The sequence below is a fragment of the Luteimonas notoginsengisoli genome (assembly GCF_042648885.1).
In the GTDB taxonomy this organism is placed as follows: Bacteria; Pseudomonadota; Gammaproteobacteria; order Xanthomonadales; family Xanthomonadaceae; genus Luteimonas; species Luteimonas notoginsengisoli.
This window is the reverse complement of sequence record NZ_JBHRYF010000001.1, coordinates 144,406-160,912: the sequence shown is the minus strand read 5'-3', so window position 1 is coordinate 160,912 and position 16,507 is coordinate 144,406. Positions and strand designations below refer to the sequence as shown.

10 protein-coding genes are annotated in these 16,507 nt (G+C 61.3%); 1 reads left to right on the top strand and 9 read right to left on the bottom strand.

The window, feature by feature from the left end; all coding sequences use genetic code 11:
- Positions 1–5: 5 nt before the first annotated feature.
- A complete protein-coding gene (locus ACFOM9_RS00740) occupies positions 6–521 on the bottom strand; it encodes a hypothetical protein (protein ID WP_386705298.1) in 516 nt (171 codons plus the stop codon).
- Positions 522–845: 324 nt separating this feature from the next.
- Positions 846–3,176 carry a glycosyltransferase family 2 protein gene (locus ACFOM9_RS00735; protein WP_386705297.1) on the bottom strand — a complete coding sequence of 777 codons (2,331 nt, stop codon included), beginning with the start codon at positions 3,174–3,176 and terminating at the stop codon, positions 846–848.
- A gap of 428 nt (positions 3,177–3,604) precedes the next feature.
- Here ACFOM9_RS00735 and ACFOM9_RS00730 point away from each other — a divergent pair, with 428 nt between their 5' ends.
- The gene (locus tag ACFOM9_RS00730) at positions 3,605–4,483 is read left to right on the top strand and encodes a class I SAM-dependent methyltransferase (protein ID WP_386705296.1); all 879 of its coding nucleotides are present in this window, start codon (positions 3,605–3,607) and stop codon (positions 4,481–4,483) included.
- 248 nt (positions 4,484–4,731) lie between these two features.
- On the opposite strand, the gene ACFOM9_RS00725 is transcribed toward ACFOM9_RS00730, so the two are convergent.
- The 7 genes from ACFOM9_RS00725 to ACFOM9_RS00695 form a co-directional block, all read right to left on the bottom strand.
- A complete protein-coding gene (locus ACFOM9_RS00725; RefSeq protein ID WP_386705295.1) occupies positions 4,732–5,388 on the bottom strand; it encodes a class I SAM-dependent methyltransferase in 657 nt (218 codons plus the stop codon).
- Between the two features lie 111 nt (positions 5,389–5,499).
- Positions 5,500–6,690 carry a rhamnosyltransferase WsaF family glycosyltransferase gene (locus ACFOM9_RS00720; RefSeq protein WP_386705294.1) on the bottom strand — a complete coding sequence of 397 codons (1,191 nt, stop codon included), beginning with the start codon at positions 6,688–6,690 and terminating at the stop codon, positions 5,500–5,502.
- On the bottom strand, positions 6,683–9,595 hold the full coding sequence (locus ACFOM9_RS00715) for a rhamnan synthesis F family protein (protein ID WP_386705293.1): 2,913 nt from the start codon (positions 9,593–9,595) through the stop codon (positions 6,683–6,685). Before ACFOM9_RS00715 ends, ACFOM9_RS00720 begins: the two co-directional genes overlap by 8 nt.
- Positions 9,592–11,634: a sulfotransferase gene (locus ACFOM9_RS00710; RefSeq protein WP_386705292.1), complete on the bottom strand. Its 2,043-nt coding sequence runs from the start codon at positions 11,632–11,634 to the stop codon at positions 9,592–9,594. Before ACFOM9_RS00710 ends, ACFOM9_RS00715 begins: the two co-directional genes overlap by 4 nt.
- A gap of 54 nt (positions 11,635–11,688) precedes the next feature.
- Entirely contained in the window at positions 11,689–12,081 is a 393-nt protein-coding gene (gene tagD, locus ACFOM9_RS00705) for a glycerol-3-phosphate cytidylyltransferase (RefSeq protein ID WP_386705290.1), read from the bottom strand.
- Position 12,082: 1 nt separating this feature from the next.
- Positions 12,083–15,082: a CDP-glycerol glycerophosphotransferase family protein gene (locus ACFOM9_RS00700; protein ID WP_386705289.1), complete on the bottom strand. Its 3,000-nt coding sequence runs from the start codon at positions 15,080–15,082 to the stop codon at positions 12,083–12,085.
- Positions 15,083–15,096: 14 nt separating this feature from the next.
- Positions 15,097–16,491 (bottom strand): class I SAM-dependent methyltransferase, encoded by a 1,395-nt coding sequence (locus ACFOM9_RS00695; protein ID WP_386705288.1) that lies wholly within the window; start codon positions 16,489–16,491, stop codon positions 15,097–15,099.
- Between the last annotated feature and the right edge of the window lie 16 nt (positions 16,492–16,507).

Sequence of the window (16,507 nt, the reverse complement as noted above, 5' to 3'; positions counted from 1 at the left end):
AGGGTTCATCGCTTGTTCCACATGATGTGGATCGATCCGACCGCGTCGGGGTTCTTCAGCTTGGGCCCTGACCCGGCGGGCTGCATCAGCAAGTAGTAGGTCGGCTTTCCCTCCTGCACCTGCACCTGCTCGACGCGCTCGCCATCGACTGACTCGCTGGCCTTGCGATATCCAATTTTATCCAAGGCCGCGGCGAAGTCGGCAGATTGCTTCGCGAAGTCGCCGCCGAGCACCTCCACCAGCACGCGATGCCTGGGCGTGCCGTTGCGGCTCGTGTCCAGGATGTCGTAGCCGATTTCATGCGGGAACTCCATGACCACGCCTTGGCTGGCCAGCAGCTCGGCGCCCGTCTCCCCCTCCGGCGCGGCGCGCGGCCCGCTCTTCTCGGGAGCGGAGGACGGAGCCTCCTGCGCTGCCGCCACTGTTTCATCGGTCGCGGTGTTTGATGGTGTGGGAGATGTGTCGTTGCTGCAGGCCGAAACCAGCAGGACTAGGATCAGGGAGACGGGCAGCTTCTTCATTTAAGGGTTTCTCCGGTTCGATACGTCAATCACGGTGGGCGCAAGCCCCGAGCAACCAGTTTGGGCGGCGCCGGGGCTTCCCGACACGAATACAGGCCGGCCAGGATCATCAGCCCTCGCGTCGCCATGGAATACTTGCCCCGCGTCCGCTCCTTTGGACACAAGGCAGGCGGATTGAGTCCTTGAGGCGCGCCAATGCGGATACAGGCGCCAGTCTATCGTCGGCCCGCGTCCTTGGCGACCACCCAGCTAGCCTGCCTTCGGCCCCCCCAGGGCGCTGGAATCACGACCGCCAGAGGGCTCAGTGCACCGACACCAGCGGGTTCACAGCGCCAAATGCTGGCCTCGCGGTGGGCTCGAGAGCTCGCAGGTCAGGCTCGATAGCGACAGGTTGGGATTGTAGGCCGGATCACATGGCAACTCCTCCCCCCAACGCTCCTGCATCAGCTCGACTTCGCCTGCGAACCGCTGCCGTTTCTCGTCGGTATCCTCGCTGCCGCGCGAAGCCGACTCGTGGTGGTAGAGCTCCGCAAAGGGCGTCCAGATGTTCCGGTAGCCCGCGGCGCGCAGGCGCAGGCAGAAATCGATGTCGTTGAAGGCGACCTGCAGCGATTCGTCGAGACCGCCGACCTGATCCCAGACGGCCCGCCGCACCAGCAGGCATGCGCCGGTCACCGCAGACAGCGACTGCGCCACGCGCGCGCGACCGCCATGCCCGGGGAAACCGCGTGGCATGCCCGCGTACAGGTGCGCGGCGACGCCGTGCACGCCCAGCACCACGCCGGCGTGCTGGATGGTGTCGTCTGGGTAGTACAGCATCGCGCCTACCGCACCTACATCCAGCCGCATCGCCTGCGAGGCCATTTCCTCCAACCAGTCCGGCGTGATCACCTCGATGTCGTTGTTGATGAGTCCGATGACGTCGCCGCCGCACTGCCGCACCGCCCAGTTATTGATCGCAGAATAGTTGAACGGCGCGTCGTAACGCAGCACGCGCACGCGCTCGCGTTGCTCGAGCTCCCTCAGGTAGTCGAGAGCGCTCGCATCCGTCGACTGGTTGTCGACCACTACCAGTTCGAACGCGGGATACGTGCTCTTGCCCAGAATGCTCTCGACGCAGGTGCGCAGCAGTTCGACCCGGTCTCGCGTTGGCACGACAAGGCTGATCATGGGCGGCGGCGACGGCAACGGCCAGTGCACGCGGAAGTGGCCGTGCGACAGCTCCTCCACGCGGGCGCCCGGATGCCGGCGCTGGAGATGCTCGTCCACGGCGCGCGCCCCGGCTGACGACGCGTAATCCTTGGCATCCCGCGTGAGCGCCGTCGAGCCCGGGATCGCGCGCCAGTGGTAGAGCACCTTCGGCACGTGCCGAACCTGCTCCGGCCGCAGGCGCTCGGTGCAGCGCAGGATCAGGTCGTGGTCCTGGCTACCCTCGAAACCCTTGCGGAAGCCACCGACCGCGCGCACGAGATCCGTGCGGATGGCGGTGAAGTGGCAGATGTAGTTCTGGCTACGTAGCAGGTCGGGATCGAAGTCGGGCTTGAAGTACGGATCATATCGGCGCCCCTCGGCGTCGAGCTTGTCCTCATCCGAATATGCCAGTTGCACACCCGGATAGGCACTGATCGCCTCGATCAGTTCCAGCAGCGCGTGCGGGCGCAGTTCGTCGTCGTGGTCGAGCAGCGCAACGAAATCGCCGCGCGCCATCGCCAGCGCGGTGTTGGAGGCCTCGGAGATGTGGCCGTTGGCGTCCCGGCGCAGCACCTGGATGCGCGGATCGCGTGAGGCGTACTCCTGTGCCACCGCGACGACGCGCGGATCCGGCGATGCATCGTCGGCGATGCAAAGCTGCCAGCGTCGATAGGCTTGCGCCAGCACACTCTCGATGCAACGCCGCAGCCAGCGTTCCGGCGTCTGGTAGGTCGGCAGCAGGATCGAGACCAAGGGCGCGGCAGCGCCGAGGCGCTCCGCGCGCCTGCGCAAGTTCTCCATTCGCTCGGTGGTCAGGGTATCGTGGCGCGCGACCCAGCCTGCATAGCCCCCCGCCTGGTCCCGCAAAACGCGCCTGCGATAGTCGCGATACAGGGCGTCTGTTGCAGGAGAGAGTCCTGTTCCGCATAGGTCGGCCAGATATCTGATCCAAATCGCAGGCGCGGCACGATCTCCGAATCCCGACCCCAACATGTAGCACAGCGCACGCAACCGTGAAATGCGCCGCAAGCTGACTCCATGGATACGGAACCGCTCAGGCCCAACGGTTGGGCAGAATTGCAAGCTGGTCACGGCGAACTTGAAAAGCACCAGCGCGCGCACTTTTCCACCTGCATCCGGTGGAGGCAACGAGATCTGTGCATCCCCATCATGGCCGCGCGCATAGCCCACCAATAAATGCGGCACCATTTGCGTTCCATCTACAGAAGCCAGCTCCCCGCGCAGCTCATACCAGCCGGCGCTTAGCCCCTCCGGGAGCACCGGAGTGGGAGAGACGAAGCACGGACGCTCACCGTGGCTCCTCCACTCTGCCACTCCGCGTTGCCACTCGATTTCCATATCCGCCGCGGCGGCAAACGACACTTCAACAAGACTGCGGCTCGCCGTCGTGGAAATCCGCAAGACGATGCCCGAATTCTTAACCGCGGCGGCCACAGCAACCATCATCGATTCCTCCGATGAGGCCAAGTACCGCAGTGCTGGCATCCTCTGCAGAGACGCCAGCTCCAATGATTGTGATAGCCGTCACGGCCGGCCTTCGCGAACGCGTAAAACCGGAGCATCGACTTGTCTGAATCCGAGAGTGTCTGGGATGCGCAGTGGCTCCGCGTTGCCCGCGGCTCGTCGGGAAGTACCTGCATTCTCGCGTGTTCCACACGGTAGCTCGTCTTGGATGTATTACCAGTCTTTCGCATCGGATCTGCTTGTGCGGGAACAGACGTTGACATATGACGGCAAACTTGGCGCGACAGGATACGCGAACGTTTCCTCACACATCGACCCGAGCGCCGGCGCCTTAACTTCCCATTAGCTTTACATGTACATCTGGCCTGTCATTCTGGCGATTCTACGCCCCGATTCTGGAGACCCGGATGCCCGAGACCTCCCTAGCACCACAGACGGAAAAAGCTTATCCCTTGGCGGTCGGGCGACGGCGCCGCTACTTGTTCCAGCGTTTCGAACTTGCAGGAAAGAAGGTCCTCGAACTTGGAGCCCTCGACATGCCGACGTTCGAGTCGCACGAGGCAGACGTCGACTACATGGATTACTACTCAGACGACGAGTTCCGGGTGATCGCCGCGGAGGGCGGACTCAGTCGCCCGGTGCACGCGTTGGTTAGTGTCAAGCATGCGATCAAGGACAAGTACTTTGCGAGCCGTATCGATGACCGTTACGACTTGATCATCGCCGCGCATGTCCTTGAGCACATTCCGGACCCACTCGCTTGGCTATCGGAGCTGGCCAACTTGCTTACTCCAGGCGGGTGCGTTTTCCTAGCAATCCCTGACCGGCGCTATACCTTTGACTACCTTCGACGCGAAACGACCGCCATTGATCTGATCCGCAACTTCCATCTCAAAGCGACCGCTCCGGATCTCTACACCGTCGCCGATTTCCTCTATTTCAAGCGCAACCTTCTTGGGCTCGATTTCTGGCGCACGCCAGAAGTGATTGCGGAGCGGATTGCGGAGGCCCCGATGACGCTGCCAGCCGCCTTGGCCCAAGCCGAACGCGCACTGGCGTCCGGATCAGAACACGCCACCATCCATTGCGGAGTGTTTAGTCATCCGACTTTCTCGGAGCTCTGGAAGGGGATCGTGCAGACCGGCATCGTCGCTCTGGACCTTCAGGAAACGGCCGATGTGCAGCGAGATGGCAACGAGTTCTGGGCACTTTTGCGCAAGCATCGCGTTGCGGCGCCGGATAACGGGCATGCGATTGGGGAGGGTAGGTTCGAACTGCCGAGGTGACGTGGTCTACCGACAGTGAGTCAGCCCACATCAACGCACAGGGTACGTGTCACTCGGAAAAACGTTCATCTCGGCTCCAGCAGTAGGAGTGTGTTTGGTCGACCGAGACACCCAGTCGCATCCCCGGCGATCAATGCGTTATAGATGGATAAGTAGCTTGAAGGCTCGCCGTCGCCGAGCCTTCCCGCGGCCGGGGTCGCAACAACGCGCAAAGCGCCGCACCCGCAGGGGCAAGTCGGATTCCAGTCTTAGGGCAAGAGAGTCATATCCGAGCGCGAGAGTTGCAGCACGGTACTGATATGGAAACCCTTCCAATGCGCCGGCGGAATGTTCGCCGCAAGCAACACTTCCGGTGCAAACCGCGTCGTCGCATCGAAAGTCGCTGGCAATTTCAGCAACTTGCCAAGGTGCGACGGGATGTCATTGGCACCAAACCGCCTAACGTGGTCGAACTGTCCGAAGCGGCGCGTACGCTCGTCATTTCCGATGTCCTGGAAAGACTCGTCATACTCCCCTTTCATGAAGGGAATCACGCACAGATGAACACCGTCATTCTTCAACATCCGGTGCAGATGGAACAGCGTATATGCAATATTGCACGGGACGTGCTCCAGTACGTGCGAATGGATGATGAGATCGTACTCAAGCGATGGCTGATCGTCCAAGCTGCACAGATCCATTTTCACACAATCTGCAAATCGGTAGCGGGCTGGATCGAAGTCCGCGCAAACGTAGGATCCGATCTCATCCATTTTCATAAAGGCATCGTGCAAGCCTCTCTCTGGCGCAAAGTGCAGAACCTTGGCGTTTTTGGGGAGCACTATGTCCTGCAAGTAGAGCCAGATCAGGCGCGTACGCTCCAACGAGCCACACTGCGCACATCGGACATTCTTTCGAGTGTGCATGTCGACAAAATCTGTCGCTCCGCAGACGTTGCATTGCATTGATCGTCCCCCGTCGCCTTCCAGTAGATGGCCATTCAGATGGCCTACTCGCGCTTCAACATGCTTCAAAGCCTACACGCTATCACCCGGTCCGGGCGACTCCATTACGCGCTTACGGACGACGTCGAACGCCGCCTCCCAGCGAAGCCCGGCGATGGCCTGCAAGCCACCTTCACGAAGGCGCGCCCAAGCGCCAACGTCCCGCAATACCTGCTCAATCCGGGCACTTCCCACGTCTGCCAACGGCTCCAGCAACAGCGCGTTGTCGTCATTGAGTAACCAGGCGTTCGCGTCGTTGACATTGGTGGCTACGACGCACCCGGATGCCATGTACTCAAACGGTTGATAAGAAGGATGGGGAGTCATCATGAACACCAATCCCATGTCAGCACGGCGATACAGGTCGGCCACCTCCGCCATGCTACCTAGTAGACCCAAATTCTCCACGACGCCCTCGAGCCCATAGTCAGCCTCGCGCCAAGCCTCACCCACCGACTGGATCAGGATGTCTTTGCCCATCCGTTGCTTTAGATGGACCATCATCTCGGCCATCAGCGCGAAACAGTTCCTCGAATTGCTTGGACGCCCATACAAGACTAGGTGCTTCGGCTCGCCGGTCGCCTGCTTGAGCAGGTTTGGCCGGAACGTCCCGGTGTCCACACCGGGAAGGAAGTGCACGACGTCCTGCGTGTAACGTCGACAGGCATCGCCCACGCCGGGCGTGTTGGCGATGCAGGAATATCCCAGGCGATAGGTGTGCTCAATCGCACCAAATACCGTCCCGGCGGCGTAGAAGTTGGGTTCGTAGTCCTGCACCAAGTAGTACTTGGCGCTGGTCTGGTGGTATTTGGCCATCAAGTACGCTGTGGTCCACAACGTGCAGAACGCAAAGTTGGAGGCCGGTATATCTTCCATGCGGTCCTTGCCGCGGCGATGCACGCGCACCAGGAAGCGAAGTGCCGGGAAGTTCTCGGCCAAGGAGGCGCCCAGGGGTGCCGCATCGAGGTTGACGCCATTGTGCGAGTAGACAACGAAGTGATTGAGCGTGTCGTAAGTTCGGCTGAACTGTTCCGCGAACATGAAAACCGTGCGCACACCTCCCTTCAACGCGTGGCTGACGGGGGGGATGAACCACACCGCCACGTGCGCCTGCTTCGGGTGGATGCGCCCTTCGGCGATCGCTCTGCGGTTACGCTCAAGGTCAGCTGCGGTGACATCCGCAAGCCGCAGCAGGTGCCTGTCATCGAGAAACTGTTTATTCATCGAACGCAGTGACCAGTGCGCGCGCTTGTGTCCGCATGCGCTCGAGCAGGGCATGTCCCTTCATGATATGGACCGCGCGCGCTACGCGGCCCTCGGAGTGCTTCCGCTTGAGCTGCGCCGCACCTTCCCGCATCAACCGCGTCCGCCGCTCGGCGTCGCTGTAGCTGGCCGACTTGCGGTGAAACACGAATGCGTCTGTCGCGATGCGCAGGTCAAAGCCGAGATTTGCGGCGCGGAAACACAGGTCGTTCTCTTCACCGTATCCGTGAGGAAATGCATCTTCGTCGAAGCCACCGGTAGCAATGATGACGTCCCGGTGGATCAACTGGCAGAAGCCGTGGACAAGTGGAACGCTAGGCAATACGGGGGCGGACCAGGCGGCGCAGATGCGATCCATGTCCTCGACGGAATACCCGCCAGGCAAACTGTTGATGGCGGTCTGGCCCACGCTGCCCTCCACGTCGGGCACCGACTGGAAGCTCGCCGCATTCGACATTGGGCCAACGATTCCGACACCAGGCGTGGCCATCGCCGCGGCGAGCTTGTCCAGCGCACCGGCCGGAACTACGGTATCGCTGTTCAACAACAGCACCAGAGTCGCGGTTGTCGCCCGCAGGCCAGAATTCGCAGACTTGCAGTACCCGCGCGCCGGCGCCGGATTACGCAAAACGGATATGTCGCCGTGACGGGATGCCGTGACGTCGATGAAGTGCGCAGTTTCAGGGCCCGACGCATCGTCGACGAGCAGCACGTTGTCCTCCGGGCGCTTCGCGGCAAGCACGGACTCTACGCAGCGGGTGACATCTTCCAAGGCGTCGTGGATGCAGATGACGATGTCCATCGCCGGCCGCTCGGCAGCACGGACGGTCCGCGGCGCACCGGCGTAGGGGTCAACGAGCCGACCACCCAGCGCATGAGTACGCAGGTCCACGGGATACCCGGAGTTGCGCCCGTGACCCAGATAGGCAAAGTCGTAGGTATCGCGTAGCGACTTGCGCTCCTGTAGCAGCGCAACCCAAGCGGCCCCGTGGCGCCAGAGCACGTAGTTCAGGCTGAGCTGATCGCGTCGACTGCCGGCCTCGATCTCGTTCCACCAGCCCAGCATGATCGCCTCGGATTGCCGATGGCGGAGGTCGGTGATCATGAAATTCGTTTCGATCAGACCGCCCGCATCCGGGAAGCCGGCGTCGCGATAGCGCGCCATCTGCCGATCAATGACTTCAGCATCGTCCTTCTTCGCCGCCACGACTTCCACTGCTTCGGCTGCGATCGTGTCGCGCATTGGATGTGGAATGCCGGCAAGTGGCACGTCCTCCGAGTTGCGGAGAATGTCGCAGTACTTCTGCAGGTCGCACTCTATCAGGACGTTCGCATCAACCCAGACCACGTAGTCGTAGTCGCGGAAGTACTTATGCGGATGCGTCTTGACGTATCGCGCCATCCGAACCGGATCGGGATTCCAATAGTCCATTGGTCGGACTGCCCATACGCCACAGTCGTTGATCGGCGAATCGCAGAAGGCGACGTAGTCGATGCCTGGGTCCAGCCGCAATTGTGGAAGTAGCGATTCGTACTTTCCGGCCAGCGCGGTGCACACTGCGACCCGTGCACGACTCGTGCGCAGCGCACGTTGCGCCTGATACCGTGCGGCTTCGGGGCCCGCGCGCAAAGCCCTGTCCATGGGATAGCGCCATTTGTGCGGATAGTAGGACCGCAAGTTGTGCGGACGGTCCGCGCGGACCTGCAGCAGGCTGCGCCCGGTGGACACCACCACTTCGCCGAACAGACGCTCAATTGCGTGTGCGAGCGTGCCGTCCACCTGCCCCTCTTCGTCCGGAAAATCAGCGTAGGTGAGCCCCGCCTCGAATAGCGGCGCCAATGCGTCAGCTCGGGCCCAGAACATCGAACCGGCCGGGAACAGCACCATGGCGTCCTCTGCCAGGCGCAATCCAAGCCGATCCCCGAATTCAGCGCAGATCGCGTAGTTCGTTCCCCAGGAAATCTGCCCCTTGAGCGACCAGTGGTACTCCGGGAACACCATGCCGAGCTGGGAGTTGTCGCGGAACAGGCGCAACACCTCGCCCGCGCCACCCTTGCTGCCGAGCAACCCGCCAAGTAGCTGGCTACGCCAATCGACCTTGGCTCCGTTGTGCGGGCTACGCTTGGTGTGCAGATGCGCGACCAGTTCGTGGCGCTTCAATGCCTCACCGAACTCGACCACGAACGGCGCGATATCCCGACCCACGTTGGGCGTCACGCGCACAGTAAACGCCGCATGCGGCACGCGATGGGACAGGATTGAAGACACTGGGTCGACATCTTCTTCGGCGTGCACCGACACGTAGAGTTGAAACGCGCATGGAACATTCGCCAAGTGGATGGCGATTTCTGCGACCAGATCTACGTAATGAACATGCAGGTGCACACCGATATCCGGCACCCTACCCTCGAAAGCCGCATCGCTGCCGTGGAGCACCAGATACGGGCCGTCCGGGCCTGGGCCATGGGGCTTTCCCAAGGCCTGGTACACCGGTGTCGGCCGCAAACGGATCGACTTCCCATGCATGTCCCGCGTGACCACACCTTGGTGCGGCGGCTGAGGTGGCACTCGCGCCACGCCCTCCTCTCCAGGCAGACCTTTGCGCCCTTCCTTCCTGCCGTACTGGAGGAAGTGGAAGAACGGATTCATGCCGGCTCGGGCGACGTCCGGGTTGCTGCGCAGGTAGAACACGCTGTCGAAATGGGGGGAGGGATCACGCTGCAGGTCCGCGCCGATTCGGAAGTAATGCTCGACTGGGTCCATTCCGATCGCATCGACATCGGGATAGCGCTCGGCGTACCAACGCGCGTCGAACAGACCGGACATCCTGGCCGCTAGCACCATCTTCTCGACATTCATTTTCATGCGTCTCTTTTCTCCGGCAGGCCGCCTGATCGACCTTCGGCCCCGCCATAGCGGAGATAGTGCAGCAGGGGATTGATACCAGCTGTGCTGACGTCCGGGTTGCGGGCAAGGTACAGTCGGGTGCTGAAGCCTGGACCTGGATCCCGCCCCTCCGACGCACCGTGGCCGAGATAGTGCACGACCGGATCCACTTTGCTGGCGGCAACGTCCGGATACTGCCGTAGATACCATTCCGCATCGAACAGTGAGGAAGCACGCAGCAGTCTCGGCGCCTCGGCATCAACGGGAAGCGAATGTCGTGGTCCGCGCCCGTGGAGCAGCCGGGACACGATCCGAAGGGGGGCTGACCAGCGCCAGCTGTGGCTCGACTGCAGGGCTTCAAGTGCTTGGCGCGCCTCGACGCACTGAATCGCGAGCTTCTCCGACGACACGGTCGATGCGGCGAGCTGTGCTAAGACACGACGATGCGCGGCCTCCGCGCGCTTCACACGCGCCTGCAATGACCCGATCTGCTTCTGTGCCTGGTCGATGCGTTCAAGCAGTTCATTGGCTTCGATGGACTTGCGTGAAATGGCCGCTGCATGCTCCTCACCCTGTCGGCCAATCTTGCGCTTCAGTTCGTCATGCGTCCGCTGCATCCTGCTCACCGTCTCTTCGGCCTGCAGCAGTCGACGCGTGAGCATCGCGATCTCGCGTGCCCCCCCCTCGAGGCGCCCCTGCAAGGCCTCCCGCTCCCGCCTTGCTGCATCGAGCGACAAACGATGGCGCTCAGCCTGTTCGGACAGCGCAGTAGCCCGCTGTTCCTCCGCTGCGGCGATCACCCTATTCAGCTCAGACCTAAGGCTCAACTCTTGGGCGTTCGATGCTTCGACCAGGCTTTCGAGTTCCGCCTTGGACTGCGCTGCAACCGCCTCCAAGCGGCGCGACTCAGCACCCGCATCCGTGCGGGTGCGTTCCAACAGCTGCTCGACGCTCGACAGCATCTGTTGCGCCGCCGCGAACTGCTCCGCCAAGACGGCATTTTCGTCCTTCTCTCGGGACAGCCTATCCAAGGCGTCGGCGCGCGCGGCATCGGCGGCGGCAGCCCATTCCTTCAGCAGTCCGAATTCCCCCTTGAGTTTTGCATTCTCGAGGTTCCGGGCTTCGAGCTGAGCCTTCAATTGTTCCATCGCTTCAGTTTCGATCCTGCGTGTGGTTTCCCGCTGCTCTTCCGCAGAAGGCCTTCTCGGGAACGGTGGCAAGGACGATTCGTACGCCTGCAAGACCTTCGCCTGCTTCGTCGAGATACGTTCCTCCAGAATCGTCCGGGGGCATTCACCCGTGACGATCTGCTCGAACAGGCGGCGCTGGGACGCACCGATATCGGGAAGACTTGCCTCGCGCTCGCGGTAGAGATCTTGCCTGACGAAAGCGGCGAGTTCCTGGGGTGTAGGTTTGCGTAGCCCTACGACCCCGGCTGCCCGCAGCGCGCCAAACAGTTCCTCCGCCGCGATGTCGGGCGACATCATCAAGTGCCTGTGTTGCACCGTGATGAGCGGCAGACCGTCCGCAGCCCGCAGGGCGCGCCGATTGTATTGTTCCCACAACGCCAGTCCCGCCGGCAGCGGGATGTCATTGCGAGTGTGGAGGCTGGCGGCAACCTCCACCGGATCCCGGACGATATGGATGCAGACCGGCAACTCCAGGCAGGGCTTCCACAACGGTAATAACAGGCAAAGTCTGGGCTCTTTCAGCAACCACGGCCGATGGGCATCCAGGTCGAGCACGATGCGGAAGGCGCGTGCTTCGAAGTCCCGCTGCATGGCGGGCGAGATCCGGGATAGATCTAGGGCCGAGATCCGGTTCCAGTCGCAGCCGATCGAGAACAGCACGTCGTCGTTCAACATTCGAACGTCTCGTCGCTCCCAGAATCCCTTCGGATTTTCCTTGTTGGCTCCCGTGCTCGTCCCCTCCGAGCCAAAGAACGCGCCCATTAGGTTCAGCATTCGCGCCAGCACGGACGTGCCCGATCGATGCATGCCCAACACGATGAGTTGCATAGCCGTCCCTCTCGCGTGCTCTGGTGTTGTCAACGGACAAGGCGACCCGTCGGATCAACGATCTCCGCCCAGCGATTGTTTGATCTCAGTGGTCGAAATATCCGCGGTGCGCGGCAGATACACCACCCGGCACCATTCGGACAGGAAGTCGAACTTGCCGGCCCAATCGTCGCCCATTACGAAGACGTCGGCCTCGTAGCGTTGAATGTCCCCAATTTTCTGGTCCCAATCGGCTTCCGGGAACACCTCGTCCACGTACCGGATCGACTCCAGCACGATCCTGCGGTTCTCATAGTTGAGCAGTGAAGACTTGTGCTTCCCCAAGTTGAAATCATCGGACGACAACCCGACCACGAGCCTGTCGCCAAGCATCCTCGCGCGCTTCAGGAGATTGATATGGCCGGCGTGAAGGATGTCGAACGTTCCATAGGTGATCACCGTTCCCACGTCACGCTCCCATCGCAAGCGGCCGGTTGCCAAAATCGTCAAAATCCACCAGTTCGCCCACGCGGGCGACGAGCCTGGCGGAGCTGCAATCGTCAACCTGGTCGAAGAACAGCCGACGCTTCCATTCGAACAGGACCTGCTCGGTTCCAGATCTCGGCTCGAACAGCGTTTCCAGCGCAGTGCCGAGGCCGTGGAACGTGCGACAGACCGGCCCAGGGAAGACGAACTCAAGGTCGTAGAAGGAACCACGCTCGACGTTGGCGTAGCTTTCGTAGTCGTAAGCAAAGCTCACTGCCGGCTTTCCCGTGAGCATATAGTCGATGAAACAACTGGAATAATCGGTGATCAACGCGGAGGAACAGCGGTACAGCACCTCCACGTTGGGGAACTTCTGATCCGACAGGTCAATCGTGTCGATCCTTTCCAGCATCCTCGTGTAGGTACGCGCGCTGTCGGCCATGTGCTCGCGCATACCCAGCACCGCATCGTTGCGTGCCAGCCACTCGCCAAGCCAGTCGATCTCCTCGTCTGCGAACCGGTAGTAAGCCTCTTCCTGCGCGTTACGGAATGTCGGCATGAACAGCACCAGGCGCCGGCCCGCGAGCAACTCGCGCAGCTTACCCTCTTCGGCCCTGAAGTCTTCAGGGAGCCGATCGAAGCTGCGCAGGATGAAATCGTTGCGCGGCAAGCCGGTGGGCCAGACGTCGTTGTACGACAACGGGTAGAAGGCGGACGCCATCGCCATGCTGTCGACCTGCGAGGAGCTGATTACCGCCCTGCATTTGGCGTGCTCCCGGGCGATCGCCTGACGCTTGTGCTGCATGTCAAGGGATGCGTAACCGATGCGCTTGAAAGGAATCCCATGCCAGACATTGATGAGGTTGTGGAGGTCCGCCGACAACGGGTAGACGAGGTTGCGGGTCGGGCTGTGCTTGATGAAAGCCGTGCCGCATCGCATGAGCAGGTACTGGCCGAGAGGGCTGCGCAGTGACACCACCTCGACGTTGGTGCCGCCGACTTCGACGTGTATTCCCCGAGTCAGCACGATCTTGCGAATCGACGCATCGTCCTTCACCTCCTCAAAGATGGCGCGCTCGTTACCGGAGAACACCCGCGTGAAAGCGCACACCGGGAAGGCCCACCAGTGGCCGTACTTCGGACTGGCCTGGTCGGCCGCCAGGAATTCCTGGTCGGTGAGGAGCTTCCGCGGGACGGCGGCGTCATCAACGGCCTGCACGCCGCCGATATACAGGTTGTCATGCAGCTTGGCGGGATCCACAACGCGATCCAAGTTCTTCTGTATTGTTCCGACGTCCGCATGCGGAAGCTTACGGAGGATTCGTTCGTGCCAAGAAAACAGGCGCGGTACTCGGTAGTGGTTCTCCGACAACAGATAGCGTTTCAGAAACGGAAACCCTTCATCCAGCAGCCGGAAATACCAGTTCGTATAAATGGGGTGGAACGGGTAAAGGTGCTCGACGAACGTGTCGAACGCAAACCCCCGTGCGACGAGCGATCTCGTCAGCCCCACCTCGTACTTCAGGATCAGGTTCCGCTTGTTTTCCTGCGCAACGACCGATTCGAGCAGGGTCCGGAACTGCGCGTCGCGAATGACGGGGGGGCGGTAGGCGACGAAGTACGTGCCGATGTGGAAATCATAGCGGTAGTCGTTTTCGAACCCCCCCAGCATCGATAGGCGAACGCTCTCCATTGGAATCGGCTGCAGGAATCGGTTGCGAGGGTTCCTGCGCGTGGAAGCCATTCCCTTGGTAGCCTGCATACCCCACCAGTCGCATGGCCTCGCATCCATTTTCGAGAACACGTCGTCCAGGCCACGCAACAGGTAGCAACTGTCATTGGCCAGGATCAATTCGTCATATCGCTCGATCGCATCCCACCCAACTGACTTGGCGAGCCGCGAATAGGAGCCGAAATCGTATTCCCCGTGGCGCTCAGCGGACGCGCTCGCGACGTAAGGGACAATTTTTTCCAGCTCCTGCGGCTGCATGTCGCAATCCGCGAAGTAGTGGATATCGGCATGCCGGCTAAGCTCGCGCAGGTAGTCCACGACATAGTCGTCGACTATCCCGTCCGGGTCGTAGCCAGCGAACAGACAGATGCGCCGCAGCGGCGCTCCTGCTTGGTGACGCCAGCCGCTTCCCGTAAGCTGCGAAATGTTGCGATCGGGCCGGGTCTGCAACACGTTCGCATGACCCTCCGCAAGATAGTGCGCAAGAGGGTTGATGTCGTCCCGCGCCGGGTCGAGATGCGTCGACCAGTACCACCACACGTCGAAGTCCGGGTGCGGGTTTCGCAGTTCTTTCCAGCCAACGCGGCAAAAATGCAGCAATGGATTGATCTTCCTGCGCGCGACGTCCTGATTGTTCTTCAGGTAATAGTTCGTGTCGAAGAATGCGCAGGGGTTCCTGCCCTCCTTCGCCCCGTACTTCAGGTAGTGACGCACGGGATCGACGCCGCTTTCCGCGATATCCGGGTATCTCTCCAGGTAGTAATCGGGATCAAACACGCCGGACTCGCGAATCGTGTCCCCTGCCAGATCCATCACCGGCCGGATCTCCAGCCCTTGAGCACGCCCAACGGTCAGGTAGTGCAAGAGCGGGTTGATGGATCCTGCCGCAGAGGGAAGGTGATTCGACGCGTACCACGCCCCATCGAAGTCGGCGCTCGGGTTCCGCCCTTCCTTCCACCCAAGCTCGAAGTAGTGAACGAGGGGATTGACGCCGGCCTTGCGGACATCCGGATTACTACCGTAGTAGTAGGCCGTGCTGAAGAACGGGCAGGGATCACGGCCTTCGCTTGCACCGTTCACGAGGTAATGCCGGATCGGATCGACTTGGCTCTCCGCCACGTCGGGATACGCTTTCAGGTAGGCATTGCGGTCGAAGATGCCCCAACGCTCAATCGCGGCCATCTCAACAGCAAACCTGTCGACCGACCACGACCATTTGCCGGAAATAAGGTTCCTGGCCAGCAGCCGCACCGAAGCCTTCCTGCTCATCGTTCCGGGCCTCTCATGGATTCAACAACCTTCTGCGCTATGCGCAAAGGCCGTCCCGATGGCAGCGTCACCGAGAAGCCCAGCTTCCCCAACTCCACCAGGCTGGCCACGCCGGGCAATCTCAGCTCGATCGTGTAGCCGAACTTCGCGTGGGGCAATTGCAGGTGACGTTGCACGTCCTTGCGGTCCTGCACGTCATCCACGGTCACAAACGTTCGCTCCGCACCAACCCCTATGACCAATTGCTTCGGCAATTGACCATCCGCCTCCAACGCCCAGCCACGAACGACGAGCCGGTCCTGTCCCACGTGAACGTTGTCCACGTATCCAGCCATGGCGTGCTGCGGCAAAACCTCTCCGGTCGCAATGAGCCCAGCACCTCGATCAGACAGGCTTTTGTTGTATGCCGCGACGTGTTCGTTCAGTGAATCTTCCGGCATCAGGGGCGACGCAATACGTTCCCAACGCAGCGTCACCGGCATGTAGCCAGCGTCGGCAAACTGCTTTTCGACCTCGGAGTGATATTTGACCGGCACGAACCCGTCCAGGGCAAAGTCCCCGTGGCCCGCCTCCGCGATGCAGGCACGGACGAAGTCCGGGCTCGCCTTCTTGCTGAAAATGCGCTGAACTGTTTCGTCGATGGTGAACGGAGAATAGTCTTTGTCGACGATCTCCTGCAGCAACCGGGAGGCATCCAACTCCCTTCTTGCGACGCGCTGGATAAGCGCATCCCCCGAGACGATTGGCACGTTTGCCGGCGGGAACAACCGCGACGCCACGCTGGTCTTGCCATAGGCCGGTGGCTGCATCAGGAGATAGGCCACTGGCCGGCGGCGTGATACGTGCACGACCTGTCGCGGGACCGGGTCTCCATCCTGGTTAACGCTGGCACCCATCCATTTCCACGCATAGTCAACCAGCGTGCGCTTCAGTTGCGCCATCGTCGGGAAATAGCGCTCATCGATGCCGCGCTTGACCTTGACCCACTCGGGCTTCGGTGACGACACGATGCCCAGTTCGAGAATCAACACGCCACTCGGGGTCAACTTGTCGACTAGCCGCCTGATCAATTCCGCCTGGTCTTCGGCGTAATGCAAGGCGGAGGCAAGCAGGATCACGTCATATTCGCCCTCGGGCAGGAAATCCCAAGTACGCGCATGGAACTCGCAGTCCGGAAAGCGCGACTTTGCCCGATAGATGAACTCGGGCGAATGATCAATGCCCACCGCGCGCGCAGCGCCCATGAACTTTGCGAAGCCACAGAAATAGCCCTCATTGCAGCCGACGTCCAGGAAACTTTTTTCCACAAGCGTGGGCATGCGTAATGCCTTGAGCTTGTCCGCCGTGCGCGAATCGCCGGCGATGTCGGGGAAAGATTGGTATTGGGCCATGAGGTCAGCTTGGAGA

What these genes read in the sequence shown, in the direction of transcription:
- ACFOM9_RS00740 (WP_386705298.1), bottom strand. Translation starts at nt 521, where the DNA reads ATGAAGAAGCTGCCCGTCTCCCTGATCCTAGTCCTGCTGGTTTCGGCC.
- ACFOM9_RS00735 (WP_386705297.1), bottom strand. Translation starts at nt 3,176, where the DNA reads ATGGTTGCTGTGGCCGCCGCGGTTAAGAATTCGGGCATCGTCTTGCGG.
- ACFOM9_RS00730 (WP_386705296.1), top strand. Translation starts at nt 3,605, where the DNA reads ATGCCCGAGACCTCCCTAGCACCACAGACGGAAAAAGCTTATCCCTTG.
- ACFOM9_RS00725 (WP_386705295.1), bottom strand. Translation starts at nt 5,388, where the DNA reads ATGCACACTCGAAAGAATGTCCGATGTGCGCAGTGTGGCTCGTTGGAG.
- ACFOM9_RS00720 (WP_386705294.1), bottom strand. Translation starts at nt 6,690, where the DNA reads ATGAATAAACAGTTTCTCGATGACAGGCACCTGCTGCGGCTTGCGGAT.
- ACFOM9_RS00715 (WP_386705293.1), bottom strand. Translation starts at nt 9,595, where the DNA reads ATGAAAATGAATGTCGAGAAGATGGTGCTAGCGGCCAGGATGTCCGGT.
- ACFOM9_RS00710 (WP_386705292.1), bottom strand. Translation starts at nt 11,634, where the DNA reads ATGCAACTCATCGTGTTGGGCATGCATCGATCGGGCACGTCCGTGCTG.
- ACFOM9_RS00695 (WP_386705288.1), bottom strand. Translation starts at nt 16,491, where the DNA reads ATGGCCCAATACCAATCTTTCCCCGACATCGCCGGCGATTCGCGCACG.